General features: G+C 67.5%; 28 protein-coding genes. 15 read left to right on the top strand and 13 right to left on the bottom strand.

The window, feature by feature from the left end:
- Positions 1–15: 15 nt before the first annotated feature.
- The 5 genes from ACSC1W_RS07085 (at position 16) to ACSC1W_RS07065 (ending at position 5,359) form a co-directional block, all read left to right on the top strand.
- A complete protein-coding gene (locus tag ACSC1W_RS07085) occupies positions 16–546 on the top strand; it encodes a DUF5815 family protein (RefSeq protein ID WP_435346232.1) in 531 nt (176 codons plus the stop codon).
- Between the two features lie 86 nt (positions 547–632).
- Positions 633–869: a hypothetical protein gene (locus ACSC1W_RS07080; RefSeq protein WP_435346231.1), complete on the top strand. Its 237-nt coding sequence runs from the start codon at positions 633–635 to the stop codon at positions 867–869.
- Between the two features lie 203 nt (positions 870–1,072).
- The gene (gene carB / locus ACSC1W_RS07075) at positions 1,073–4,264 is read left to right on the top strand and encodes a carbamoyl-phosphate synthase large subunit (protein WP_435346230.1); all 3,192 of its coding nucleotides are present in this window, start codon (positions 1,073–1,075) and stop codon (positions 4,262–4,264) included.
- Between the two features lie 48 nt (positions 4,265–4,312).
- Positions 4,313–4,519 carry a DUF8015 family protein gene (locus ACSC1W_RS07070; RefSeq protein ID WP_492764721.1) on the top strand — a complete coding sequence of 69 codons (207 nt, stop codon included), beginning with the start codon at positions 4,313–4,315 and terminating at the stop codon, positions 4,517–4,519.
- A gap of 99 nt (positions 4,520–4,618) precedes the next feature.
- Positions 4,619–5,359 (top strand): NAD(P)H-binding protein, encoded by a 741-nt coding sequence (locus ACSC1W_RS07065; protein ID WP_435346228.1) that lies wholly within the window; start codon positions 4,619–4,621, stop codon positions 5,357–5,359.
- Positions 5,360–5,429: 70 nt separating this feature from the next.
- Here ACSC1W_RS07065 and carA read toward each other — a convergent pair whose 3' ends face one another.
- A complete protein-coding gene (carA, locus tag ACSC1W_RS07060; RefSeq protein WP_435346227.1) occupies positions 5,430–6,503 on the bottom strand; it encodes a glutamine-hydrolyzing carbamoyl-phosphate synthase small subunit in 1,074 nt (357 codons plus the stop codon).
- A 101-nt stretch (positions 6,504–6,604) separates the two neighbouring features.
- On the opposite strand from carA, the gene ACSC1W_RS07055 reads away from it, so the two are divergent.
- The 3 genes from ACSC1W_RS07055 to ACSC1W_RS07045 all read left to right on the top strand — a co-directional run bounded on the left by ACSC1W_RS07055 (position 6,605) and on the right by ACSC1W_RS07045 (position 8,119).
- Positions 6,605–7,018 carry an Lrp/AsnC family transcriptional regulator gene (locus ACSC1W_RS07055; RefSeq protein ID WP_435346226.1) on the top strand — a complete coding sequence of 138 codons (414 nt, stop codon included), beginning with the start codon at positions 6,605–6,607 and terminating at the stop codon, positions 7,016–7,018.
- A gap of 102 nt (positions 7,019–7,120) precedes the next feature.
- Complete coding sequence (locus tag ACSC1W_RS07050; protein ID WP_435346225.1) at positions 7,121–7,699, top strand: NUDIX hydrolase; 579 nt, start codon at positions 7,121–7,123, stop codon at positions 7,697–7,699.
- A gap of 105 nt (positions 7,700–7,804) precedes the next feature.
- Positions 7,805–8,119 (top strand): DUF7853 family protein, encoded by a 315-nt coding sequence (locus ACSC1W_RS07045; RefSeq protein WP_435346224.1) that lies wholly within the window; start codon positions 7,805–7,807, stop codon positions 8,117–8,119.
- Between the two features lie 19 nt (positions 8,120–8,138).
- Here the strand turns inward: ACSC1W_RS07045 and ACSC1W_RS07040 are convergent, their stop codons facing one another.
- Positions 8,139–8,441, bottom strand: coding sequence for a DUF7977 family protein (locus ACSC1W_RS07040; protein WP_435346223.1), 303 nt, complete (start codon positions 8,439–8,441; stop codon positions 8,139–8,141).
- Positions 8,431–9,471 (bottom strand): zinc-binding dehydrogenase, encoded by a 1,041-nt coding sequence (locus tag ACSC1W_RS07035; protein WP_435346222.1) that lies wholly within the window; start codon positions 9,469–9,471, stop codon positions 8,431–8,433. Before ACSC1W_RS07035 ends, ACSC1W_RS07040 begins: the two co-directional genes overlap by 11 nt.
- A 94-nt stretch (positions 9,472–9,565) precedes the next feature.
- Here ACSC1W_RS07035 and ACSC1W_RS07030 point away from each other — a divergent pair, with 94 nt between their 5' ends.
- Positions 9,566–10,144, top strand: coding sequence for a MogA/MoaB family molybdenum cofactor biosynthesis protein (locus ACSC1W_RS07030; protein WP_435346221.1), 579 nt, complete (start codon positions 9,566–9,568; stop codon positions 10,142–10,144).
- 418 nt (positions 10,145–10,562) lie between these two features.
- Here ACSC1W_RS07030 and ACSC1W_RS07025 read toward each other — a convergent pair whose 3' ends face one another.
- From ACSC1W_RS07025 to pyrG, 3 genes are read right to left on the bottom strand one after another with little or no spacing between them, the layout of a single operon-like run.
- The gene (locus ACSC1W_RS07025) at positions 10,563–10,886 is read right to left on the bottom strand and encodes a DUF7126 family protein (RefSeq protein WP_435346220.1); all 324 of its coding nucleotides are present in this window, start codon (positions 10,884–10,886) and stop codon (positions 10,563–10,565) included.
- Positions 10,886–11,803, bottom strand: coding sequence for a glutamine-hydrolyzing GMP synthase (gene guaA, locus ACSC1W_RS07020; protein ID WP_435346219.1), 918 nt, complete (start codon positions 11,801–11,803; stop codon positions 10,886–10,888). The genes ACSC1W_RS07025 and guaA overlap by 1 nt, the downstream gene beginning before the upstream one ends.
- A complete protein-coding gene (gene pyrG, locus ACSC1W_RS07015) occupies positions 11,803–13,497 on the bottom strand; it encodes a CTP synthase (protein WP_435346218.1) in 1,695 nt (564 codons plus the stop codon). The genes guaA and pyrG overlap by 1 nt, the downstream gene beginning before the upstream one ends.
- A 165-nt stretch (positions 13,498–13,662) precedes the next feature.
- Between pyrG and ACSC1W_RS07010 the strand changes: the two genes are divergently transcribed.
- Positions 13,663–14,169 (top strand): GNAT family N-acetyltransferase, encoded by a 507-nt coding sequence (locus tag ACSC1W_RS07010; RefSeq protein ID WP_435346217.1) that lies wholly within the window; start codon positions 13,663–13,665, stop codon positions 14,167–14,169.
- Between the two features lie 87 nt (positions 14,170–14,256).
- Here the strand turns inward: ACSC1W_RS07010 and ACSC1W_RS07005 are convergent, their stop codons facing one another.
- The 5 genes from ACSC1W_RS07005 to ACSC1W_RS06985 all read right to left on the bottom strand — a co-directional run bounded on the left by ACSC1W_RS07005 (position 14,257) and on the right by ACSC1W_RS06985 (position 20,263).
- Positions 14,257–15,336, bottom strand: coding sequence for an ABC transporter ATP-binding protein (locus tag ACSC1W_RS07005; protein WP_435346216.1), 1,080 nt, complete (start codon positions 15,334–15,336; stop codon positions 14,257–14,259).
- Entirely contained in the window at positions 15,333–16,514 is a 1,182-nt protein-coding gene (locus tag ACSC1W_RS07000; protein WP_435346215.1) for an ABC transporter ATP-binding protein, read from the bottom strand. The genes ACSC1W_RS07005 and ACSC1W_RS07000 overlap by 4 nt, the downstream gene beginning before the upstream one ends.
- Positions 16,511–17,575: an ABC transporter permease gene (locus ACSC1W_RS06995; RefSeq protein WP_435347669.1), complete on the bottom strand. Its 1,065-nt coding sequence runs from the start codon at positions 17,573–17,575 to the stop codon at positions 16,511–16,513. The genes ACSC1W_RS07000 and ACSC1W_RS06995 overlap by 4 nt, the downstream gene beginning before the upstream one ends.
- 62 nt (positions 17,576–17,637) lie before the next feature.
- Positions 17,638–18,636, bottom strand: a complete 999-nt coding sequence (locus tag ACSC1W_RS06990; RefSeq protein ID WP_435346214.1) for an ABC transporter permease — start codon at positions 18,634–18,636, stop codon at positions 17,638–17,640.
- 4 nt (positions 18,637–18,640) lie between these two features.
- Positions 18,641–20,263, bottom strand: coding sequence for an ABC transporter substrate-binding protein (locus ACSC1W_RS06985; RefSeq protein ID WP_435346213.1), 1,623 nt, complete (start codon positions 20,261–20,263; stop codon positions 18,641–18,643).
- A 176-nt stretch (positions 20,264–20,439) separates the two neighbouring features.
- On the opposite strand from ACSC1W_RS06985, the gene ACSC1W_RS06980 reads away from it, so the two are divergent.
- Complete coding sequence (locus ACSC1W_RS06980) at positions 20,440–21,222, top strand: M14 family metallopeptidase (RefSeq protein ID WP_435346212.1); 783 nt, start codon at positions 20,440–20,442, stop codon at positions 21,220–21,222.
- 19 nt (positions 21,223–21,241) lie between these two features.
- Here the strand turns inward: ACSC1W_RS06980 and ACSC1W_RS06975 are convergent, their stop codons facing one another.
- Together ACSC1W_RS06975 and ACSC1W_RS06970 are read right to left on the bottom strand one after the other, a co-directional pair.
- The gene (locus tag ACSC1W_RS06975) at positions 21,242–21,514 is read right to left on the bottom strand and encodes a hypothetical protein (RefSeq protein ID WP_435346211.1); all 273 of its coding nucleotides are present in this window, start codon (positions 21,512–21,514) and stop codon (positions 21,242–21,244) included.
- A gap of 122 nt (positions 21,515–21,636) precedes the next feature.
- The gene (locus ACSC1W_RS06970; protein WP_435346210.1) at positions 21,637–22,242 is read right to left on the bottom strand and encodes an alpha/beta hydrolase; all 606 of its coding nucleotides are present in this window, start codon (positions 22,240–22,242) and stop codon (positions 21,637–21,639) included.
- A 54-nt stretch (positions 22,243–22,296) separates the two neighbouring features.
- Between ACSC1W_RS06970 and ACSC1W_RS06965 the strand changes: the two genes are divergently transcribed.
- The 4 genes from ACSC1W_RS06965 (at position 22,297) to ACSC1W_RS06950 (ending at position 25,337) form a co-directional block, all read left to right on the top strand.
- Complete coding sequence (locus tag ACSC1W_RS06965) at positions 22,297–23,151, top strand: PspA/IM30 family protein (protein WP_435346209.1); 855 nt, start codon at positions 22,297–22,299, stop codon at positions 23,149–23,151.
- Positions 23,152–23,304: 153 nt separating this feature from the next.
- Entirely contained in the window at positions 23,305–24,339 is a 1,035-nt protein-coding gene (locus tag ACSC1W_RS06960; protein ID WP_435346208.1) for a DUF7972 family membrane protein, read from the top strand.
- 51 nt (positions 24,340–24,390) lie between these two features.
- A complete protein-coding gene (locus ACSC1W_RS06955) occupies positions 24,391–24,705 on the top strand; it encodes a hypothetical protein (RefSeq protein WP_435346207.1) in 315 nt (104 codons plus the stop codon).
- Between the two features lie 110 nt (positions 24,706–24,815).
- A complete protein-coding gene (locus ACSC1W_RS06950) occupies positions 24,816–25,337 on the top strand; it encodes a hypothetical protein (RefSeq protein ID WP_435346206.1) in 522 nt (173 codons plus the stop codon).
- Positions 25,338–25,345 lie beyond the last annotated feature (8 nt).

The following is a 25,345-nucleotide window of genomic DNA, read 5'->3' as shown; positions in this document are numbered from 1 at the left end:
CACCCACGAGCGGGTATGAGCGAGCCACGCGTTCCCGGTGAGTCGGGGACCACGCTGTCGTTACCCGACGGACCGACGGTCGACGTTCGGGAGTTGAACCTCGGGATGCGTGAGTACACGGTCGACGGCGAACGGTACGCGGTCGTGATGGACGTCCACCCGCCGTCGCGGTTCTTCCCCGAGTCGCTTGTCGCGGTCCTCAGGGAGACCGTCGACACGGCCGACGAGTTCGAGGAGTTCGGGACGCCACACCTCATGGGCATCGTGATGGAGGAGTTCCCCGACGAGGTGGTGAGCGCCGACGTGTCGGACGACGGTACCCTCGGCTGTTCGATGATCTGGCTCACCGCGTTCGACGCCCGACGACTCCACGAGATACTCGTCGAACTCGTCGTCGAACTGATGGAACACGCAATCAGCCACAGCGACGACGACGACGCCATGTCCGAGTTCGAGGAGCAGATGCTCCAGTTCGACGTGAGCGAGTTCGTCGACGCCTATCGCGCCCAGCGCGACTTCGAGAGCGAACACGACCGAGCGCTGTAGCCCTCGTCCCCGCCAACAGACGTATCTGCTTGGCTTACATATGTCTGACGCCGTTTTATGCAGTTCCGGGTCGTCTTTCCTCGTGCATGCGCACCCGCCAGAGCGAGTTCGACAGGATTCGGACCGTTCTCGTGGAGGCGGATATGGACGAGCCGTTGTCGGCGCGCGAGATTGTCGCCCTCCTCGAAGAACACGGCGTCGATATCGACAGTCCACACAGGGTCGCGACGGTACTCGGGCGTCACGCCGACGGCGGTGACGTCGAGGTGATCAGGTCACAACCGTACCGGTACCGAATCAACCGGTCGGGCGCGTCCAGCTAGCCGGACCGCGTCCCGAACCAGTTCCTCACACGCTCACGTTCCGGAGAGCGACAGCGACCGGGAACCTGCCGGTATCTCGGACCGACTCGCCAGTGTGTCGTTCGGCACCACGCCACAGATTCGAATTTCGAAACCGAGTTACGTTTCTCGTAGGCTATCGTGGCGTTTATTACGATGTGCGAACTTCATCCCGACAGACAACCATGACCGGCGGGACACCGGACGACACGGCGGACGGACGCACTATACTCCTCATCGGCAGCGGTCCGATACAGATCGGGCAGGCGGCCGAGTTCGACTACTCCGGCGCCCAGGCCTGCCGAGCGTTGCAGGAGGAGGGCGCGCGCGTCGTGCTCGTCAACTCGAATCCCGCGACCATCATGACGGACCCGAACATGGCCGACCGGGTCTACATCGAACCCATCACGACCGAGGCCATCGCCGAGATCATCCGCGAGGAGAATCCGGACGGCGTCATCGCCGGCCTCGGCGGCCAGACCGGACTGAACGTCACCGCGGAACTCTCCGAGGCGGGCATCCTCGACGAGTACGACGTCGACATCATGGGCACGCCGCTCTCGACCATCTACGCGACCGAGGACCGCGACCTCTTCCGCAAGCGCATGGAGAAGATCGGGCAACCGGTCCCGAAGTCGACGACCATCTCGCTGACCGAGGGCGAGTCCGTGGCCGAACTCACCGAGGCGGACCTCGTCGAACGCGTCGAGGACGCCGTCGAAGCCGTCGGCGGCCTCCCGGTCATCTCCCGGACGACCTACACGCTCGGCGGGTCGGGGTCGGGCGTCGTCCACGACATGGACGAACTCGTCGAACGCGTCCGCAAGGGGCTGCGCCTCTCGCGTAACAGCGAAGTCCTCATAACGGAGTCCATCGCCGGCTGGGTCGAACTCGAGTACGAGGTGATGCGCGACGCCGACGACTCCTGTATCATCATCTGCAACATGGAGAACATCGACCCGATGGGCATCCACACCGGCGAGTCCACCGTCGTCACCCCCTCGCAGGTCATCCCCGACGACGGCCACCAGGAGATGCGCGACGCCGCACTCGGCGTCATCCGCGAACTCGGAATCCAGGGCGGCTGTAACATCCAGTTCGCGTGGCGCGACGACGGCACGCCCGGCGGCGAGTACCGCGTCGTCGAGGTCAACCCCCGCGTCTCTCGCTCCTCCGCGCTCGCGTCGAAGGCGACCGGATACCCCATCGCCCGCGTGACCGCGAAGGTCGCGCTGGGCAAGCGCCTCCACGAGATAGACAACGAGATAACCGGAGAGACGACCGCCGCCTTCGAACCCGCCATCGACTACGTGGTGACGAAGGTGCCACGCTGGCCGAAGGACAAGTTCCCGGAGACGGACTTCACGCTCGGGACGGCGATGAAGTCGACGGGCGAGGCGATGGCCATCGGGCGCACCTTCGAGGAGTCGCTGCTGAAGGCGCTTCGCTCCTCGGAGTACGACCCCGACGTCGACTGGGCCGAGGTTCCGGACGACGAACTCGAGACCGACTACCTCGAGACGCCGACGCCGGACCGCCCCTACGCCATCTTCGAGGCGTTCGAGCGCGGCTACACCGTCGAGGCCGTCTGTGACCTGACGGGCATCTACGACTGGTACGTCGAGCGGTTCCAGAACGTCGCCGAAGCCGTCGAGGCCGCCCAGCGCGGCGAGTTCGAGCAGGCGACCGAGACCGGCTTCACGAACCAGGAGGTCGCGAGCATGGCCGCCACCGACGGCGGCAGCGCCTCCGTCGAGGACGTCGAGGCCGAGGCCCCGACGCGCTCGTTCAAGCAGGTCGACACCTGCGCCGGCGAGTTCGCCGCATCGACGCCGTACTACTACTCCGCCCGCGAACCGACGGACCGCTACGGCGAGGCCCGCGACGAGGTACAGGTCGACCGCGACGTCGAGAGCGTCGTGGTCGTCGGCGGTGGCCCCATCCGCATCGGCCAGGGCGTCGAGTTCGACTACTGCTCGGTCCACGCCGTCCGCGCCCTGCGTGAGGCTGACATCGACGCACACGTCGTGAACAACAACCCCGAGACGGTGTCGACGGACTACGACACCTCCGACGGCCTGTTCTTCGAACCGATAACCGCCGAGGAGGTCGCCGACGTGGTCGAGGCCACCGGCGCCGACGGCGTGATGGTCCAGTTCGGCGGCCAGACGAGCGTCGACGTCGGCGAACCCCTCGAGGCCGAACTCGACCGGCGTGGACTCGACTGCGCCATCCTCGGGACGAGCGTCGAGGCGATGGACCTCGCCGAGGACCGCGACCGCTTCAACCGCCTGATGGACGACCTCGGCATCGCACAACCCGAGGGTGGCTCCGCGACCAGCGAGGCCGAGGCGCTCGACCTCGCCCACGACATCGGCTACCCGGTCCTCGTCCGTCCGAGCTACGTCCTCGGCGGCCGGGCGATGGAGGTCGTCCACGACGACGACGAACTGCGGCAGTACATCGAGGAGGCGGTGCGCGTCTCCCCCGACAAGCCCATCCTCGTCGACGAGTTCCTCGCCGACGCGGTGGAACTCGACGTCGACGCGGTCTCCGACGGCGAGGAGGTCGTCGTCGGCGGCATCATGGAGCACTACGAGACGGCCGGCGTCCACTCGGGCGACTCGGCCTGCGTCATCCCCCCGCGCTCGCTCGACGACGAGACGATGGCCCGGGTCCGCGAGGTCACCGAGGACATCGCAGCCGCCCTGAACACCGTCGGCCTGCTGAACGTCCAGCTCGCGGTCCGCGAGGAGGAGACTGACAGCGGCGAGCCCACGAACGAGGTGTACGTCCTCGAAGCGAACCCGCGCTCCTCCCGGACCGTCCCGTTCGTCTCGAAGGCGACGGGCGTCCCCATCGCCAAACTCGCCGCGAAGGTGATGGCCGGCGACACCCTCGCCGACCTCGACGTCGACGAGCAGATTCCGGAGCACGCGAGCGTCAAGGAGGTCGTCCTCCCGTTCGACCGCCTCCCGAACAGCGACCCGCGACTGGGTCCGGAGATGAAGTCCACCGGCGAGGTCATGGGCACCGCGTCCACCCCGGGCATGGCCTACTGGAAGGCCCAGCAGGCCGCCGACAACGCGGTCAGCGACGGTACGGCCGTCGTCGACCTCGCCGTCGACGGCTTCGAGGCGCACTTCGACGTCGTCACCCCGGACGACGTCCCCGCCGCCATCCGCGACGGGAGCGTCGACCTCGTGGTGAGCGACGACCTCGACGCGCTCCAGACGGCCGTCGAGGAGGACGTCCCCTACCTGACGACCGTCGCCAGCGCCGAGGCCTACCTCGACGCCCTCGTCCGGTCGGACGACGACCTGGACGTACTGCCCGTCGAGGACCGGCCCCGGACGACCGCCGACTGGGGACGGTGAGCCACAGACCGTTCCTCTGGCCGCCGTAGCCGTTCTCCGTCACGCTCGATACGTCCCGGATATCGAGTCGGCGGACTCTCGCGCTACGACCTCGTGCTCGCGTTCGTCCCGCTCTCGTTCCTCACGGCCGCACTCGCCGGCTGGCTCCTCCCGGTGCCGACGCGAACGTTCGTCGCCGGTGCGGGTCTCGCGTCCGCGCTCGCGCTGATCGACGCACTGTTCGTGAACCCACCGCGGCCCGGTTCGCTCACCTGACCGCCCGGCCGACCAGGCCGTTCCATTCACCGACAGTTACTGACGAGTAAACCACCCTGCACGGAACGATTAACCCGGCCCGGTCCGTAGTCTGGTACTGTGACCCACGACAGCTACCGGCTCCTCGTCGCGGGTGCGGGCGGGGTCGTCGGAACCGCGCTCGTCGAGTACCTCGCCGACACCGACTACTCGGTGCGTGCGCTGACGGGGAGCAGCGAGAACGAGTCGCTCCTCCGTCATCGAGGAGCCGACGAGGTGGTCGTCGGCGACCTCTTCAGTCCCAGGGACGCGGCCGCCGCCGTCGACGGGGTCGACGGAGTCCTGTGTGCCGTCCGGTCGCGGTTCCGGTCGCAGTTCCTCGGTCGACTCGTCGTCGGTGCTGGCGTCAGGAACCTCGTCGACGCGGCCGACGGGGCGGGCGTCTCCTACTTCGTGCTGCTGTCGACCATCGGCGTGGGCGATTCGAAGGAGAGTCGGTCTGTGCCCGAGCGCCTCCTCTACCGGCGACTCCTCTCCACCTACGACGCCACCGAGCGCTACCTCCGCGACTCGGGGCTCCCGTTCACGATCCTCCGGTCGGGTCGACTGGTCCGGGGCGAACAGACACGCGAGGTGGTCGCCGCCGAGGGCGGCGATACCGTCTCCGGACGCATCCGGTACGCGGACCAGGCGTGGCTGATGGTGGCGTCGTTGACGACGCCCGAGGCCCGCAACCGGACGTTCGAGGTGGTCTCCGGGGCGAGCACCACGGCCGACGAGGAGACGACGGTAGACTTCGAGTGGCGCGGCCCCGAGACGGGGCTGGTCGCCACGCGGTCGGACTACTCCATCCCGTCCTGACGGCGGGGCGTGCTTCTCGGCCCAGTCTCGTACAGGAGCGCAGAAGAGAACGGTGCTGTCCTGCCCTGGCTCAGTCGTCGGCGACCATCGGCGCTCGACGGCCGTCAGCCAGTCCGAGCACGTCGTCGAAGAAGTCCAGCGAGTCGTGCGGGCCGGGGTTCGCCTCTGGGTGGTACTGGCGGGTGATGATGTCGAGTTCGTCGCTGTCGAGGCCCTCCGGCGTGTCGTCGTTGACGTTGCGCTGGGTGACGTCGAGGACGTCACCGGGGTCTTCGACGGTGTAGCCGTGGTTCTGGGTGGTCATGACGACCCGGCCTGACGCCTCGTCGAGGACCGGCTGGTTGACGCCGCGGTGACCGAAGTCCATCTTCTCGGTGGTGCCCCCGAGTGCGCGGGCGACGATCTGCTGGCCGAGGCAGATGCCCGCGATGGGCAGTTCGCCGACGAACGTGTCGACCAGTTCCGCCGCCGCTTCGAAGTTCGCAGGGTCGCCAGGTCCGTTCGAGACGAACAGGATGTCCGGGTCGACGGCGTCGACCATCGAGGCCGTCGCGTCGTAGGGCAGGACGTGGACGGTGGCGTCGCGTGCGACCAGGGAATCGACGATGGACTGCTTCGCACCACAGTCGACGAGTGCCACGGTCTCGCCGTCGCCGCCCTCGTTGTGGACGACGGGGTCCGGGACCGAGACCTGGGCACCGATGTCGGTGTGTGCTCCCATCGGTTCGCAGGCGTCGAGTTCCGCCAGTGCGTCCTCGGGCGTGACGTCGTCGCCGACTGCGACGCCGCACTTCATCGCCCCCTGCTCGCGGACGTCGGTCACGAGGTCGCGGGTGTCGAGGTGGTCGACGGCCGGAACGCCCTCCTCGGTCAGCCACGCCGCGACGTCGTCGGTCAGTTCGCGTGCGATGGCCGCGCGGGGGTGGACGCGGTCGGACTCGAACCGCTCCGGTCGGACGCCGTAGTTCCCGATGAGCGGGTACGCGAAGGTGAGAACCTGTTCCTCGTAGGAGGGGTCGGTGAGACTCTCCTCGTATCCCGTGTACGCTGTCGTGAAAACCAGTTCGCCGCGTGCTGTGCCTGGAGCGCGACCACGCGCCTCGACCACGTGGCCACCCTCCAGCGCTACGTAGGCGTCCGTCATTACGAAGTACGTATGTAGCCAGGTCAATAAACCTTGCTTTCGAAGCTTCGTTACGAATTTCGTAATCGTCAAGTGGGCGCCGGGGATAGTTGGTAACCTACATGGACGAACTCGACCGGGAGATTCTGAACATCCTCCGCCGCGACGCTCGAACGCCCTACACGGAGATCGCCTCCGAGGTGGGGACGAGCGAAGGGACGGTCAGGAACCGTGTCGAACGGATGACCGAGGACGACGTCATCGAACGGTTCACCGTCGCCACGCGCACGGGGAACGTCAAGGCGATGATAGAGATCGGCGTGGCGATGGACGTCGAGACGACCCGGATATCCAAACGGATGGCCGACTGGACCGAGGTCGACTTCGTCTGGCAGGTCTCCGGCGAGGAGGACGTGGTGCTCGTCGTCGACTGCGCCGACACGCAGGGCGTGAACGAACTCATCACGCAGGCCCGCGAGATGGAGGAGGTCGTCTCGACGAAGACCCGTCTCATCCTCGACGAGCGCCTCGGGTGAGACGAGCGACGGCGAGTCGGCAGTTCGGCGGGTAGCCTGGTCGTTCGGACCGCGTCGTGGCGAGTCGAAGTCCCTTTTAACTGGGTGGTCGATTGTACACCCATGAGTACGCACGACCAGTCCGACGACGCGACCGAGGACCTCCCGCACAAGAACGCACGGCAGGAGGTCGTCGCGGTCGACTCGGACGACGACGCACAGGGGCTCGTCAACCGGCTGGAAGCCCACACAGGTGACGGCATCAGGCATCGCGCGTTCACGTCGCTCGTCTTCGACGAGGACGAGAACATCCTGCTCGCCCAGCGCGCTCCCGACAAGCGACTCTGGGGCACCTGGTGGGACGGCACGGTCGCCTCCCATCCGGTCGAGAACCAGAGCCAGGAGGAGGCGACCCGCGAGCGCCTGCAGGACGAACTCGGCATCGAACCCGACCAGTACGAGAACCTCCGGGTCACCGACCGCTTCGAGTACAAACGGTACTTCGAGAACGCTGGCGTCGAACACGAGGTCTGTGCGGTCCTCAAGCTCACCCTCACCGACACCACGCTCGACCCGGACCCCGAGGAGGTCGCCGGGCTCATGTGGGTGCCGTACGAGCGCCTCCACGACAACCCCGAGTGGTACCGCCAGCTCCGTCTCTGCCCCTGGTTCGAGATCGCGATGCGGCGCGACTTCGACTGACCCGGCCTCCGGTAGGACGAACCTAGCGGGCATTATGTGTTAACATATAGCAAACTATTATGTGAGGCTGCGTCGTAGCGCGAAACGAGAGCGGGGCCCAGAACCATGTCCTCCGTACGCCACACGCAGACGCCGACCGAACTCGACCTCTCGATGGACGAGGCCTGGCTGGTCCACCACGTGATGGTCGAGCAGTTGACCGGTGGAACGAGCGACGAACCACAGCCGTGGTGGGCGCTCGACATCGCCCGCAAACTCGAGCGCGACGACGCAGCCCTCACCCCGTTCGAGGCGTGGCGACTCCGCAGCGACCTGCTCGACTACGCGGAGCGCGAGACGACCGCAACCTCCGACGTCGCGCTGGCGCACTCGGTCGTCAGTCGACTCGAGACGCGGTTCGGCCGCCCGCCGCTGAGTTGAGCGTCGTCGACGCGGCGGGTCACGGCCGCGTCGTCCCCCAGACCGCGACGATGCCGAGCAACAGCGCCGGGAGCATCGGGAACGCCAGCAACGCGACCCAGTACGGGAGCGCGGGCGGTCGATAGACGATGACCACCGGGACGACGAGGAACGAGAAGGCGACGACGGCGACGACGACCCAGCCTCGCCAGTCGAACTCCCTGTCGGCCGCGTCGGGATGGACGAACTCGCCGTCCCCTGGCCGGTGGACGTAGCCGCCGTCGCCGTCCGCCCGGGCGCTGTCTCCGTCGGGGTCGTCCCCGGTGGCGTCGTCAGAGCTCACTGTCTGGAATTACCACCACTTTGCCAAAGCCCTCACGATTCTGCAGCATCTCGTGAGCGCGGGCCGCCTCGCTCATCGGCAGCGTGTCGCGGATGCGTGGTTCGAACGTCCCGTCCCACACCAGTTCGAGCACGTCGTCGGACTCCCCCGGCGTCGCCATGGTCGAACCGACGATGCGGAGCTGGTTCCAGAACACGCGGTTGACGTTCGTCTCGGGCGTCGGCCCGGTCGTCGCCCCACAGGTGACCAGTCGGCCGTCCTTCGCGAGGCACTTCAGCGAGTCGTCCCACGTCTCCTCCCCGATGTGGTCGACGACGACGTCGACCCCTCGACCCTCCGTCTCCTGCTTGATCCACTTCGCGAAGGACTCCTCCTCGTAGTTCACCACGTGGTCCGCACCGCACTCGCGGGCGTAGTCGAGTTTCTCGTCGCTGCTGGCGGTGGCGTATACCTCCGCGCCGGCGTAGTCCGCTATCTGCACCGCTGCGTGACCGACGCCCCCGGACGCGCCGAGCACCAGCACGGACTCGCCCGCCGTGAGTTCGCCGCGGGGGATCAACATCCGCCAGGCGGTCCCGAAGACCAGTGGCGCGGCCGCCGCCGTCTCCCAGTCGACGTGCTCCGGGACGGGGACGAGGTTCGACTCCGGCAGGACTGTGTACTCGGAGTGGACGCCCCTGAGGTGCTCGCCGATGACGCGAAAGCTTGGCGACAGCGTCAGGTCGCCGTGACGGGTGAACTCGTCCTCGTCCAGCGCGATGCCGGCCAGGACGGTGACGTGGTCGCCCTCCTCGAACCGGGTGACGTCCTCGCCCGTCTCCACGACGACGCCCGCCGCGTCGCTACCGGGTATGTGGGGCATCTCCAGGTCGAGTCCCGGGAGGCCGCGGCGCGTCCACACGTCGAGGTGGTTCAGTGCGCCTGCCTTCACGTCGACCAGAACCTCGTCCGCCGCCGGTTCGGGGTCCGGGTAGTCGTCGTACTCTAAAACGTCGGTGTCACCGTGCTCGTGGAACTGGACTGCTTTCATGAGAACCTCGACTCTGGCCGCGACAAAAAGCGTGCCGACGAGTGGCAGAGACTGCCGGCAAAACCTATGTCGCGCGAGGCGGAACTCGTCAGGTATGGCTGACGACGACGGTCACCACGGACACGGAGCCGACCGACCCGGACACGACGACGAGCACGACCACGACGGCCACCACCGCCACGACAAGTCGACGCTCGGCGTCGCGGTGGTCACGGTCTCGACGAGTCGGACCGTCGACGACGACCCGTCGGGCGACTACGTCGTCTCGGCGGTCGAGGACGCGGGACATCAGGTGGTCGTCCGCGAACTCGTCGGCGACGACTACGACGGCGTCCAGGGCATCGTCGACCGCCTCGTCCGGCGGGACGACGTGGACCTCGTCGTCACGACCGGTGGGACCGGCGTGACGCCGGACGACGTGACTGTAGAGGCGGTCAGACCGCTGTTCGAACGTGAACTTCCCGGCTTCGGCGAACTATTCCGCCGGTTGTCCTACGAGGAGATCGGGGCCCGGGTCGTCGCCACACGGGCGACCGCCGGACTCGACGAGGGAGTCCTCGTCTGCTGTCTCCCGGGGAGCGAAGCGGCCGTCCGACTCGGCGTCGACGACATCGTCCTGCCGGTCGCACCGCACCTGGCGGGACTGGTCCAGCGGGACGAGTCCGAGGAGTGACCGCTGGCGCCGGGACCAGCAACTCGTCGGTGGTGACCGGGCAGTGCGGTACCGACACCTCACGCTTCCGAGTCGGTGGTCGAGGGAAAGGATGTGGGAAGGGGGAAGTGGTCAACTGGTGTGACCGGATGCGTCCGGTCAGTGGAGGTCACCCCCCAGTGGGGAACGAGGTTCTCACCTCGGACACCGACCTGCGTGCCGTCGTGACCTCCTACCGGTTCGGAGGGACGGCACCTACTTGAACTGGTTCGACCGTACATGTAGATTGAAGGGTATAAACAGTCCTGAACAGTCCTCCGTCCTTCCCGCTAGTTCGGGCTGCCGACGGTCGTGCCGGGCGAACTCGGCAGGTCTGGCGACGTGAACGGACGACGGCGACCGGCCACGTCGGGACGGTGTCCTGACCCGTCGTCCTCGACTACGTCGCCGCGAGTTCCTCGGCGACCGCCTCGGCCCCGAGCAGTTCCGGGTCGATCGCAAGGTCCGCCTGCCCGCTGGCGAACTCGGGGAGCGAGTCGCTGGCGTAGACGACGACCTTCACGTCCGGGTTCAGGTCCTTCGCGACGGGAATCGCCGTGGCCTGCCCGACGTCGGTCAGGACGAACAGGTCGGCGTCGACGATACCACACTCTTCGAGCGCTGGACGGTTGGCGATGCCGTCGACGTGGGTGACCTCGACACCCTCGGCGTCGAGTGCGGCTGCGAGACCGTCCGTGTCGGGACCGGCGAACACTGCGCGCATCACTCGTACTCGATGGTCGCCGGGGGTTTGTGCGTTACGTCGTAGACGACCCGCGAGACGTTGTCGTGGCCACCGGTGATGCGCGACTGGATGCGCTGGAGCGTCTCCCAGTCGAGTTCCTGCGCCCGGGCGGTCATCCCGTCGCGGGACTCGACGGAGCGGACCGCGACGATCCACCCGTGGACGCGGTTGTCGCCCTTGACGCCCGTCGCCTTGCCGATGACTGCGGCCAAGGCCTGCCACGGTTCGTACTCCTCCAGTTCCTCCTCGACGACGTGGTTCGCCATCCGGGCGACGTCGAGTTTCTCCTCGGTCACCTCGCCGATGATGCGGACGGCCAGGCCGGGCCCGGGGAACGGCATCCGTTCGGAGACGATGGCGTCGAGACCGAGCGCACGGGCGACCTCGCGGACCTCGTCCTTGTAGAGGTCGCGCATCGGTTCGACGATGCCCTCGAAGTCGACGACGTCCGGGAGGCCGCCGACGTTGTGGTGGGACTTGATGGTCCCCTCGCTCTCGATGCGGTCAGGGTAGATGGTCCCCTGGACGAGGTAGTCCGCGTCGACCTCCCGGGCGACGGTCTCGAACTCGCGGATGAAGCCCTCGCCGATGACGAGACGTTTCTCCTCGGGGTCGGTGACGCCGGAGAGGGCGTCGAGGAACCGCTCCTTCGCGTCGACGATGCGGAGCGACTCCATGTAGTCGAACGTCTCGCGAATCTCCTCGGTCTCGCCCTTCCGCATCAGGCCGGTGTCGACGTAGACCGGGGTGAGCTGGTCACCGATGGCCTCGTAGGCGAGCGCCGCGGCCGTCGAGGAGTCGACCCCACCCGACAGCGCGATGATGGCGTGGGCGTCGCCGACCTCCTCGCGTATCTCTTCGACCTTCTCGTCGACGAAGGCGTCCACGTCGACCATCAGGCTCTCACCTCCTCGGAGTCCGCGCCGTTGTCGGCACCGGGGATGCCCTCACGCTCCATCACGGCCTCCAGCAGGCCGACGAACGGCGGCGACGCCCGGCCGGGACGGGACCGGAACTCGGGGTGGAACTGCGTCCCGAGGAAGTACGGGTGGCCCTCGTACTCGAGTATCTCCATGCGGTTGCCCGCACGGCCGGAGAAGACGAGGTTCGTCTCGGCGAAGTCCTCGAAGTACTCTGGGTTGACCTCGTACCGGTGCCGGTGGCGCTCGGTGCACGCCGTCGTGCCGTACACCGATTCGGCGAGCGTCCCCGGCGTGATGTCGGTCTGGTGTGCGCCGAGTCGCATCGTCCCACCCATGTCCGAGACCTCGTACTGCTCGGGCAGGATGTCGATGACCGGCGCGCTCGTGTCGGGGTCCATCTCGGCGCTGTTTGCGTCCTCGTAGCCCAGCACGTTGCGGGCCACCTCGACGACGGCCATCTGGAAGCCGAGGCAGAGGCCGAGGAACGGGACGTCGTTCTCGCGGGCGTACTCGATTGCAGCTATCTTCCCCTCGGTGCCACGGGACCCGAAGCCGCCGGGGACGACGATGCCGTCGACCGATTCCAGTCGTTCCCGGTGTTCGTTGCGCACCTCGTCGGCCTCGGCGTCGTCCATGTCGTCGGAGTCCACCCAGACCACGTTCACGTCGACGCCCTCGGCGAGGCCGGCGTGCTTCAGCGCCTCGTTCACGCTCATGTAGGCGTCCTCGAGGTCGTACTTTCCGACGAGGCCGACGTCGACCGACCCCTCTCGCTCCCGGGTGACCAGTTGTCGCCACGAGTTGTCCCGCTCGTCCACCGGCAGGGCCTTCGGCGTCAGGTGGAGCTGGTCCATCACGTACTCGTCGAGGCCCTCCTCCTCGACCATCAGCGGGACCTGGTAGACGTCGTCGACGTCGGGATTCGAGAAGACGGCGTCGGTCGGGACGTCACAGAACAGCGCGATCTTTCGCTTGGTCTCGGCGTCGAGTTTGTCCGTACAGCGCCCGACGAGGACGTCCGGCTGGAGGCCGATGCTCCGGAGTTCCTTCACCGAGTGCTGGGTGGGCTTGGTCTTCTGCTCGCCGTTCTTCGAGTAGGGGACGAGCGTGACGTGGGTCAGGAGGAAGTCCTCCTCGTCCTCCTCGTGGGCGAACTGGCGCAGGGCTTCGAGGTAGGGCATCCCCTCGATGTCCCCGACGGTGCCGCCGACCTCGACGATGCAGACGTCGGTACCGTCGGCGGCCTCGCGGATGCGCCGCTTGATGTCGTCGGTGATGTGCGGGATTATCTGGACGGTCTTGCCCAGGTAGTCGCCGGCGCGTTCCTTCTCGATGACGTGCTTGTAGGTCTTGCCGGTCGTGACGTTGTGGTCGAAGGTCATGTCCTCGTCGAGGAACCGCTCGTAGTTCCCCAGGTCGAGGTCGACCTCGCCGCCGTCTTTCAGGACGTACACCTCGCCGTGCTGGTAGGGGTTCATCGTCCCGGCGTCGACGTTGAGGTACGGGTCTATCTTGACCGCCGTCACGTCGAATCCGGCGTTCTTGAGCAGTCTGCCTGTACTCGCGGCCGTGATGCCCTTGCCCAGTCCGGACATCACGCCGCCCGTGACGAAGATGAATTTGTTCCCGAGTGTGGGGTCGTACCCAGTTTCGGAATCGGTCGGCATACTGACTGTGCGCGAGAGCGACCCAAAACGGTTTCGGAGGGAGGCCGGACGTGCGACCGAGTGTCTATCAGCACGTCGAAGCGAGTCCGACGAGGGCGTCTGGGCGGCACCGACGGGAGGTCCCCGGCCCCGACGTTTTCGTAACGGGGCGTCGAAGGGGTACCCATGGCCGACCACGTGACCATCCGCGAGACGACGGCCGCCGACGCACGGGCGGTCCAGAGCGTCGCCGACGCGTCCCGCCACGCGGCCTACGACGCCATCCTCGGAGTCGAGACGGTCGACGACATCGTGACGAACTGGTACGACCCGGACCGGGTCGTCGCCGACGACGTCGCCCCCGACGACCGGCCCTTCTTCGTCGCCGTCGTCGACGACGAGGTCGTCGGCTACGTAGAGGGCGTCCCGGACGGAGACGACCCCGAGCTGGCACACCTCTATCGCATCTACGTCCACCCGGACCACTGGGGGGTCGGCGTCGGGCGGAACTTGCTCGACCGACTGGAGACGGCGTTCTCCGGGCGGGGGTTCGAACGCCTCCGCCTCTCGGTCTTCGCCGAGAACGACGTCGGCGTGCAGTTCTACGAGTCGGTCGGTTTCGACCGCGTCGACGCGACCCGTGACGAGCAGTTCGGCGTCGACCGGTACGAGTACGCAAAGCGTCTTCCCTGAGCCGGTACGTCCACGAGGAGTTCGGCTTCGTCCCCGTCGAGTTCGACCCCGGTCGGCAGGTGAGAGAGGAGCGTCCCGGCCGGTCGCTCAGTCGTCGGTCCCGACGGCCGTCCCGCCGGGCGACCCGTCCGGTTCTTCGCGTGCGTGTGGCAACGGTTCGCTGTCCCAGTACTCGTGTGTCTCGTCGGCCCTGAAGCACGCCGTCTCGTGTTCCGGCCCGACGTCGTAGTCCGGCGGCAGTTCGGCCTGACACGCTTCGCGGGCGTGCGGACACCGCGTGTGGAACCGACAGCCACTCGGCGGGTTCCGCGGCGAGGGAACGTCGCCCTCCAGCGTCCCGCCCCGTCGCCCGTACTCCTCGACGGAGGCGCGGGGGACGCTGTCCAGCAGCGCCTGCGTGTAGGGGTGCTGTGGGTCCTCGAAGATGCGCTCGACGGGGCCGGTCTCGACTATCTTGCCGAGGTACATCACGGCGACGCGGTCGGAGATGTGCCGGACGACGCTCAGGTCGTGTGCGACGAACAGGTAGGTCAGTCCGAACTCCTCCTGCAGGTCGTCGAGCAGGTTGAGCACCTGCGCCTGCACGCTCACGTCGAGGGCCGACACCGGTTCGTCGAGCACGACGAACTCGGGGTCGACCGCGAGCGCGCGGGCGATGCCGATGCGCTGGCGCTGTCCGCCGGAGAACTCGTGTGGGTAGCGTTCGGCGTGGTTCGCCGACAGGCCCACCCGTTCGAGCAGTTCCATCGCACGGTCGATGCGCTCCTCCCGTCCGGCCAGTCCGTGAATCCGGAGGCCCTCGGTGACGATGTCGCCGACGGTCATCCGCGGGTCCAGACTGGAGAACGGGTCCTGGAAGACTATCTGTGCGTCCCGGCGGAACGTGGTCAGTTCCTCCCGGCCCATCTCGAACACGTCCCGTCCGTCGAAGCGCACCGACCCGCCGGTGGCCTCGCGCAACCGAAGGACGGTCTCGCTGGTCGTGGACTTGCCACACCCGGACTCGCCGACGAGGCCGAGCGTCTCGCCCTCCCGCACCTCGAAAGAGACGCCGTCGACCGCCCTGACGCTCTGTTGCTCGTTGTGGAGCAGTCGGTCGAGCACGGTGTCGTTCTCGTAGTAGTACTTCTCCAGGTCCTCGACCTCGAGGAGCGGTGCGTCGGTCACGCCGCGTCACCTCCCTCGAAGTGTTCCGCCGAGAGCGCCCTCGTCGGGTCGTACTCGCCGTCGGCGAGCACGCACCGTGCGGTGTGGTCGCCGTCGCCGTCGACCGGACGCTCGTCGGGATGCGTCAGGCAGTCCTCCATGGCCTTCGGGCACCGGTCGGCGAAGTAACACCGGTCGGGCATCTCGCTGTCGAGGAGGTTCGGGACGTTCCCCTCGATGGGTTCGAGTCGCGGTTCGGGGTCGTCGAGGTCCGGGATGGACCCGAGCAACCCCTGCGTGTAGGGGTGGGTCGGCTGGTCGAAGACGGCCTCCAGCGACCCGCGTTCGACCACCTCGCCGGCGTACATGACGCCGACGCGGTCGCACATCCGTGCGATGACGCCCAGGTCGTGCGTGATGAGCACCACGCTCATCCCGCTGTCCCGCTGGATGTCGCGGAGCAGGTCCAGAATCTGCGCCTGGATGGTCACGTCGAGCGCCGTCGTCGGTTCGTCGGCGAACAGCACGTCCGGTTCCCCGGCGAGTGCCTGGGCGACCATCGCGCGCTGGAGCATCCCGCCCGAGAACTGGTGCGGGTGCTCGTCGGCCCGCGCCTCCGGGTCGGGGATGCCGACCTGTTCGAGCAGTTCGACCGCGCGCTCGTGGCTCGCCTCGCTGGTGTAGTCGCGACCGGGGGCGAGGCTGTCGACGAGCAGGCGTCCGAGCCCGTAGCCCTGCGTCCGCGAGCGCGTCCGGCGCGGGTTCGCCTGCGCACGTCGCTGGACCTCGACGGCCTCGGCGATCTGCTCGCCGACCGTGAGCGACGGGTTGAAACTGCTCATCGGGTCCTGGAATATCATGCTGAAGGTGGGTCCGCGAAGCGCACGCCGGACGCCCGGCGGGAGCCGACGGAGGTCGACGAAGTCGCCGTCGACGGCGTCGGGGTGGTCGTCGCGGACGTCCTCGGCCAGGTCGGGCTTTCTGAGCCAGACCTCTCCGTCGGTCACCCGTCCCGGCGACTCGATGAGGTCGATTGCCGACAGCGCGGTCACGGACTTGCCCGACCCGGACTCGCCGACGATGCCGAGTATCTCGTTCTCCCGGACGTCGAACGACACCGACTCGGCGGCGTTGACGGTCCCCTCCTCCGTGAAGAACCGCGTCGAGAGGTCCTCGACGCGGAGCAGGTCCCGGCTCATACGCCACCCTCCCCCTCGATACCGGGGTCGAGGGCGTCCCTGAGCCAGTCACCGACGAGGTTCAACCCGACGACCGTGAAGACGATGGCCAGTCCGGGCATGGCGGCGATCCACCACGCCGTGGTCTGGTACTGGCGGCCCAGCGCGATGTCTAGCCCCCAGGAGACGTCGACCGCCGAGAACCCGAGGAACGACAGGGCACTCTCCAGCAGGATGATGGCCGCGATCTGGATGGTCGCGAGCACCAGGATCGGCGTGATGGCGTTCGGGAGGACGTGCCGGAGGATGATGGTCCGGTCGCTGGCGCCCAGCGACCGTGCCGCCTTGATGTAGGACTGTTCGCGCAGGCTGAGTGCCTCGCCGCGGGCGACCCGGGCGAACCACACCCAGTTCACGAGCGCGACGACCACGACGACGGTCCCGGGCAGGACCGTCGTCTCGGGCATCCCGGTCGAGAGACCGACGGCCGACCGGAAGGCGTCCACGATGCCGAGCCTGACGAACGGGTCGGGTATCGGGAGCTCTGCCTGGCCCCAGACGCCGACCAGCGCGATGGCCAGCACGATGGACGGGAACGCGAGCATCACGTCGGCGCCCCGCATCAGCGCGTCGTCGACCCGGCCGCGGAAGTACCCCGCTGTGAGTCCGACGGTGACGCCCACGAGCATGGCGAGCGACGTCCCGAGGATGCCGACCAGCAGGGAGACCCGGGCACCGTATATCACCCGCGAGAGGATGTCACGGCCGTTGCCGTCTGTCCCGAGCGGGTGTGCCACCGTGGCGTTCTCGTACACCGTCTTGTTCTCCCTGACTATCTCGCCGTCCTCGAAGACGACGCTCCCGTTCTCCTTCACCGGGACCTCCTGCGTCGTCGCCGAGGAGAATCCGAGCGGCGGACTCCGGACCTCTTCGAGGTTCTGCTGTCCCGGCCGGTACGGCGCGACGAACGGCGCGAACACGGCCACCAGCAGCACGGTAACGACGATGGCGATGCCGACCTTCGCCAGCCAGTTCCGACGCAGGCCACGCTTCAGACTCCGGAGCGTCCGTGGCGATACCACACCGGTCACGAGTCCGCGTATCGTACGGCCCGAGAAGAGCCGTTCGAGTATGTCTGTCAGCATCAGTCGAATCCCACCCGTGGGTTCACGTAGGCGTACAGCGTGTCGACGACGATGTTCACGAGGACGAACCCGACAGCGATGACGATGAGCGCCCCCTGCACGACGGGCCAGTCGCGGGACTCGATGCTGTTGATGAGGAGCGAACCCAGCCCCGGCCACGCGAAGACGAACTCCGTGATGACGGCACCACCGATGAGCGTGCCGAGCTGGAGGCCGACGACGGTGATGATGGGGATGAGGGTGTTCCGGAGGACGTGCTTGTAGCGCACCAGCGACTCCGGGAGTCCCTTCGCTCGCGAGGCCCGGACGTACGTCTTCCCGAGTTCGTCGAGCATCCCGCTCCGCGTCAGTCGCGTGATGAGCGCGGTGAAGTACGTTCCGAGCGTTATCGCCGGGAGCGTGATGTACTTCAGCCACGTGGCGAACCCGTCGACGGCGGCGTCGAACTGGCCGTCGAGGACGAGTGCGAAGACGCCGTCGATACCGATGGCGCGCTGGCTCGTGGGGAACAGGTTCAGTTGCACCGCGAAGATGATGACGAGCATCACGCCGAGCCAGAAGTTCGGCGTGCTGATGCCCGCCAGCGAGAACAGCGTCGCGGCGTAGTCCGGCGGTTCGTGCCGGCGCGTCGCGCTCAGGACGCCGAGTGGAATCGCGATGACGACGGCGACGACGGTGGCCGCGACGGCCAGTTCGAGCGTCGCCGGCAGGGTCCGGAGCACGCGCTCGGTGACGGGCGTTCGCGTCGTCAGCGACGTGTTGAGGTCGCCGAACGGGATGCCCACGAGGAAGTCGACGTACTGGACGTACAGTGGCTGGTCCAGCCCCATCTCGGCGACAACCTGTTCCCTTACCTCCGGGGCCACGTCCGGCGGCAACAGGACGTTCGCCGGGTCGCCCGGCGCGATGACCCGGAGGCCGAAGACGATGGTCACGACTCCCCAGACCACGAACAGGCCCTGCAGAACTCGCTTTATCAAAAACCGGGCGAGCGCCATTGGGTTACTGCTTGCTCATCGCGTACGCGTCGATGCGCTCGTCGGAGCGTGGCTCCCACGCGATCCGGTTGTTGACGCCGTAGACGCTGTACTGCCGGTTGAGGAATATCCACGGGGCCTCCTCGTGGGCGAGCGCGTTGGCCTCCTGCAGCGCGGAGACGCGCTCGTCGCCGGTCGAGTTGGCTGCCGTCTCCAGCAGACCGTCGAACTCCTCGTTGCTCCAGGTCGTGAGCGCGCCGTTGGTCGACAGCAGCGCCGTCATGACCAGTGCGCCCTCGAACGTGGCCTCGCCCCAGCCGATGAGGAACCACGGCGGCTTGTCCTCGATGTTCCCGGTGAGGAGCTCGTCGACGAGCGACCCGAAGTCGCGCTGTCGGACCGTCGCGGAGACGTTCGGCAGTTCGTTGATGTACCCGGCGACGGCCTGTGCGATCTCGAGGTCCTTCAGGTACCGGCCGACCGGGGTGTGGAGTTCTATCTCGGCGCCCGCGTGGCCCGACGCCTCGACCAGCCGTTCGGCCTCCTCGACGTCGTACGGGTACGGGTCCACGTCCGGGTTGTGCCCGACGAAGTTCTCGAGCGTCGGCTGACCCGTCTGGGCGCCGAAGCCGCCGAGGACGTTCGAGACGATGCTCTCCAGGTCGATGGCGTAGTTCAGCGCCTGCCGGAACTGCCTGGACGAGAACGGTTCGACGTCGTACCGGAGCGCGTTGTAGATGATTCGCGTACTCGGTGCTGCCCGGACGCTGGTTGCGTCGTTATCTTCGACGCGGGCCACCTCCTGTGGCGGGACGTTGACGACCACGTCGGTCTCCTCCTGCAGGAGCTGGTTGACGCGCGTGCTCGACTCGCTCGCCGCCCGGAAAGTGACCTGCGTGACCTCGGCCGGGTCGTCCCAGTACCCGTCGTAGCGGGAGAGGACGACCTCCTCGTCCTCGGTGTAGGAGTCGAGCTGGAACGGACCGGTGCCGTTCATCTCCTGTCCGATGTCGGACTTCGAGCGCTCCTCGACCCACGACTTCTGCATGATGTCGCAGTAGGTCGCGAACTCGGAGAACACGATGGGGTTCAACCCGTCGAGGGTCACCCGGACCGTGGTCTCGTCCACCGCCGACGCGCCCGAGACGCCCGCGAGCTGGTCGCTCTGCGGGCTCGCGAAGCTGACCGACTCGTCGACGATGCGGTTGATGCTGAACGCGGCGTCCTCCGCCGTGAACGTGTCGCCGTTGTGGAACGTCACGCCCTCGCGCAACTGGAACTCGGCGGCGTTCTCGCCGTCGACCCGCGAGTAGTTGGTCGCGAGCGCATCGACCATCTGACCGCTCGCGTCGCGGGTGAGGAGGCCCTCGTAGGCGTGGAGCATCACGACGTCAGTCGGCGTCTCACGGTGGTCGTGGGGGTCCAGCCCGGAAGGCATGTTCCCCTGCGTGATGGTCACCTCGAACGGTTCCGACTGGTCGCCGTCGTCGGTGCCGTCCCCCTGGGTCGTTCCCTCGTCGGTGTCGTCTCCATCGGTCGGGTCGGTACCCTCGCCGTCCCCACCGATACAACCCGCCATCGATGCTGCGACTGCGGTCCCCCCAGCGTACTTCAGGAATCCACGTCTGCCAGTGGTATGCCGTGGCATGGACCCTACTATCCAAGCGACCCTAATAAAACCACCCAGTAAACCCGGCAGTTGCAGGGACGTCTATCCGCACCCGTTGATGTCGACCGTCCCGCATTAGACACGTCTCGGACGTCGACGGCCGCTCCCCGCACGAGAAACACTTATATACGAATCTTCGAAACGTGAGGCAATCGATGCGCGTCGTCACGCTGGGGGAGGGAGCACCGGACGTGGGAGTCGTCGTCTGCGTCCACGGGGACGAACCGTGTGGGGAACGGGCGCTCGACCGGTTCCTCGCCGACGACGTCCCCGTCCAGCGACCGGTGAAGTTCGTCGTCGCGAACGAACGGGCGCTCGAGGCCGGTACGCGCTTCGTAGACGAGGACCTCAACCGGGCGTTCCCGGGGGACCCCGACGCCGACTCCCACGAGGCGCGCCTCGCCGCGGCGCTACTGGACGAACTGGCGGGCCTCGACGTCCTCGACCTCCACGCCACGCGGTCGACGCCCGAACCCTTCGCCCTGTACCAGCGTCTCACCCCCGGGACCCGGCGTGTACTCCGTCGCGCCGGCGTCGAACGTGCCGTAGACATCGGGGCCGTCCCGGGTGGGTTGACCGAGTTCGTCGACGGTGCCGCTGTCGAGTGTGGATTCGTCGGCACCGACGCCGCCGTCGACACCGCAGAGCGCGTCCTCAGGAACTACCTCGCGGCCGCCGGCGTCGTCGACGCACCGTTCGAACTCGCTGACCCGACCGTGTTCGAGGTCACGGACACGGTCGCCGGGAGCGGCTACGAGTTCGTCGCCGAGAACTTCGTCGAGGTCGCCGCCGGCGAGGTGTTCGCCCGCCGGGGAGACGATGCCCGCCGTGCCGCCGACCCGTTCTACCCCGTCCTCATGTCGACCGACGGGTACGAGGACGTCGTCGGCTTCGCCGCCCGCCGCCTCGGACCGCTCTCCGTTCTCGAGGACGAGTGAACGCCGGGGTCCGCGACGGTCACTCGCTGTACCGGACCACAAGCACGCCGACCACGAGACAGACCAGTCCGGCGCCGACGAGTCGCAGGTCGACCGTCCACGGGTAGCGACCGCAGTCGAGGAGTGTGAGGGTCGACCCGTCGAGCGCGAGCGAGACGGCCCACGTCGACAGGTCCTCGTTCCGGCAGTCGACTCCCGGCGCGAACAGCGCGTAGAATGCCACGAGTCCGCCGACCAGTGCGACGGAGGCACCGAGTTCGGGGACCCAGCGGCCGAACGTCGACGTCGTCATCGGTTCTCGATTCCGCGTCGTCGGTCAAAGGTGTTGTCACTCTCCGTTCGTCGCGGACGTCTCTGCCGTCGACGTGCGGTTCGCATGGGTCAACGACCCGCCGTGGCGACGGCGTCCAGTCGTCAGGACAGGTGTCGTTCGAGGAACGACCCGACCAACGCGGCGACCTTCTCCGCCTGGCCGACGAAGTGGTGGTCCGCCCCGACGGGGTGGACGTCGAAGCCGAGTTCGCGGGCGTGCTCGACGACCGGTTCCCAGTTCACGGTGTCGTCGCGCTCGCCGTAGCATATCTGTACCGGACACGGGACGTCGTCGAGTGCGGCGACCGCGTCGAGGTCGGGGGCGATTCGGTCGGTCGGTGCGAGGACGCTCACGGCGGCGAGCGATTCGTCGACGGTCGCGGCGGCGACGAGCGAGAGCGTCGCACCGAAACTGAACCCGAACAGTGCGACCCGGTCGTAGCGGTCGGCGGCCCAGCGGACCGCGTTCCGGACGTCCTCGAGTTCGCCGTAGCCCTCGTCCCACTCGCCGTAGTCGATGCGGAGGCAGTCGACGCCGGCGTCGGTCACGGCCTCCGAGACGGCGACGAGGCGTTCGTCACCGCGGTGGCCGCGGTACTGTGGATGGGGCGGGCACGCGACGACGCAGGCGTCGGCGTCGGTCGCGGCTTCGTCGAGGCTGGCGCTGACGTCCCGACCACCCGGGACGAGGACTGGTTCGGCCGTCACGTCTACACATTCGCACAGTGACGTTTTTAAGTTCACGGAATGAAATAAAGCAGTATGGGAATACTGTCGCGGACCTCGTACGTAATCAAGTCGAAGATCAACTCGATACTCAACAGGGCCGAGGACCCGACGGAGACGCTCGACTACTCCTACGAGCAGATGCGCGACCAGCTCCAGAAGGTCAAACGCGGTATCGCCGACCTGACGACACAGAAGAAGCGCCTCGAGATGCAAAAGCGCCGGCTCGAAGAGGACGTCGAGAAGCACAACCGGCAGGCCCGTGAGGCCGTCCGGCAGGACCGGGAGGACCTGGCCCGCCGGGCGCTGGAGAAGAAGAAGACGAAGATGCAACAGATAGAGGAGCTCGACGGCCAGATAGAGCAGCTCCAGGGCACGCAGGACCAGCTGGTCGAGAAGAAAGAGACCCTCCAGCAGCGCATCGAGGAGTTCCGCACGAAGAAGGAGTCCATGAAGGCCCGCTACGAGGCGGCCGAGGCGAGCAACCGCGTCTCCGAGGCCATGACCGGCGTCGGCGACGAGATGGACGACGTCGGCCTGGCCATCGAACGCGCCGAGGAGCGCACCCAGGACATGGAGGCCCGTGCCGCCGCCATGGACGAACTGTACGACGAGGGTGCGTTCGAAGACGCCCTCTCGGACAAGGACTCCATCGACCGCGAACTGGAGGAACTCGGCGCGTCCAGCGACGTCGAGGCGGAACTGGACACGCTCAAGGCCGACATGGGCAAGGGCGGGAGTTCGACCGAGACCGAGACCGAGACCGCCGACGAGGACGTCTCCGCCGACCTCGAGGAACTCGAACGGGAAGTCGAGTCGTCCGGCGACGAGGCCGAGACGGCGGACGAACCGGCCGAGGCGGACCTCGAAGAGGAAGATTCGGAAGCCTGACCGGTCGGCGTCGACGGGGCAGTTCCCATCTCCGTCGGCCGGCGACCAGGTGCTGACGACCCGACGTGACGGTGCTGCTTCTCGGCGACGTGACTCGACCCGACCGAACCTCGTGGGCCACAGGCTTTTCACCGAAATCCCCGTCCGTCTCGTATGGACGAAGCCCACGCCGACACCGACGACAGCATCCGCGGGCGGGCGAGGGCCCCGAGCTGGAAGCTCCGCATCCTGCTCGACGCGAACCGGTGGGTGGTGGCGGGCGGCATCGCCCTGTTCGTCTTCCTCGGGACGGTCGTCGCGGCGGTGGTGACCGACGGGATGGCGTTGCTGACCGACGGCGACCCAATCGAGACGCTGTTCCAGGCGTACGTGACCGCCATCGTGACCGGCGTGACCCTCGTGCTGACGCTGAACCAGCTCGTCCTCTCGCAGGAACTGGGTGCGGCCGGCGACCAGCGGGAGCGGATGGACGGCGCGACGACCTTCCGTGACGACGTCGCCGACGCCGTCGGGGTGGCGGTCGCGCCGGCCGACCCCGCCCAGTTCCTGACGGCGCTGCTCGAGGCCGCCGACGAACGGGCCGGCGACCTGTCGGCGGCCGGTCCCGGCGGCGACGGGGAGGTGGCCGACCACGTCCAGACCCTGACCGAGGCGGTCAGTTCGAACGCGGAGTCGGCGAGCGAGTCGCTCGAAGGCACCACCTTCGGCGACTTCGACGTGGTCTCTGCAGCGCTCGGGTTCAACTACTCCTGGAAACTCTACGCTGCGAAACGGCTGAAGGCCGAACACGGCGACTCCCTCTCCGACGACGCGATGGACGCCCTCGACGGCCTCATCGAGTTGCTGACGCTGTTCGGGCCGGCGCGCGAACACGTGAAGACGCTCTACTTCCAGTGGGAACTGGTCGACCTCTCGCGGGCCATCACATACGCGGCGGTGCCGGCGCTGTTGCTCACGAGCGTGACGCTGGTGTTCTTCGACCCGACCGCCGCGCTGTTCGCAGGGTCGACGTTCGGCGTCGACAACGGCCTGCTCGCGTTCTCCGTCGCGGCGACGGTGGCCGTCGTCCCGTTCGCCATCCTGCTCTCGTACGTCCTCCGGGTGGCGACGGTGGCAAAGCGCACGCTGTCCATCGGTCCGTTCATCCTCCGCGAGACCGACCGGTCGTTCGACTGGGAGGAGGCGTGACGCGGACTGCCGAACCGTTCTTTATGATACCGAACCTTGTCGGAACTTGGTATGGATACCGAACTCCAGCGTTATCTGAACGTCGTCGTCCTCCTCCTGAGCCTGATCGCCGGGTTACTGGCAACCGTCCTCCTGGTCACGACAGGGAGTACGTCACTGCTCTTCGTCGTCGTCTCCCTCGTGATCGGAGCGATCGTCGGGAGGCTAGCGTGGGCACTCGGTGGTCTAGGTCTGCCAGCCAGTAGCGTTCCGACCGGGGATAGTTCCGGGACTCCGAACACGAATTGCTCGACCTGTGGCGCTCGCATCTCGCGTTCCGCAGATAGTTGCGAGCACTGCGGTCAGCGGGTGGCTGGACCCGCGTGACGGTCGGGTCCTCGACGTCCGGTGCGCGGTTCATTTCAGCGAAACAGGGTTTCTACGGGGCGGAAACGGCCAAAATCTTATACTGGGAGTAGCGTGAGAAGTGGGTCGTGATGTGGGTGAACGTCATCGCGGCTGGGTCACTCGGGCTCCTGGGAGTCGGCGTCTGGCGACTGTGGCGTGGTCGGGCGACGACCACGGACGACCGCGGCGGGTCGAACCTCCTCCGGCGCGGCGCGTCCGTCCAGTTCGGCCTGCCGGTCACGGCCGGAACCACGACCGGCGACGCGGACACGGTCGCCGAACTGGCGGACGCGCTGGCCGAGCGCGTCGGCGAACGGACCGCCGACGAGTTCACTGCGGTCCACGAGGCGATGGAGGGCGAAGGGGCGGTCGGCCCGGACGTCGTGACCGTGGCGCTCGTCGCGGCCGCACGGACCGCCGTCGACGTGGGGGCGGTGGAGTCGTGGGCGACGTCGACGGGCGTCGCCAGTCCCGAGACGGTCGCCTCGCGCCGGGACGAACTCGGGAAGGCGGGCATCCTCGCCGAGGACTGCTTCGTCATGGAACGAAAAGGGCTGGAGGAGGCGGACCCGGACGACGTGGCCGCGGTGACGGCGAGTCTCCTAGACTGACCGGGGAC

Source organism: Haloarchaeobius marinus (genome assembly GCF_051207415.1).
Classification (GTDB): domain Archaea; phylum Halobacteriota; class Halobacteria; order Halobacteriales; family Natrialbaceae; genus Haloarchaeobius.
The sequence above is the reverse complement of the archived record's forward strand: the minus strand, read 5'-3'. Positions and strand labels throughout refer to the sequence as shown.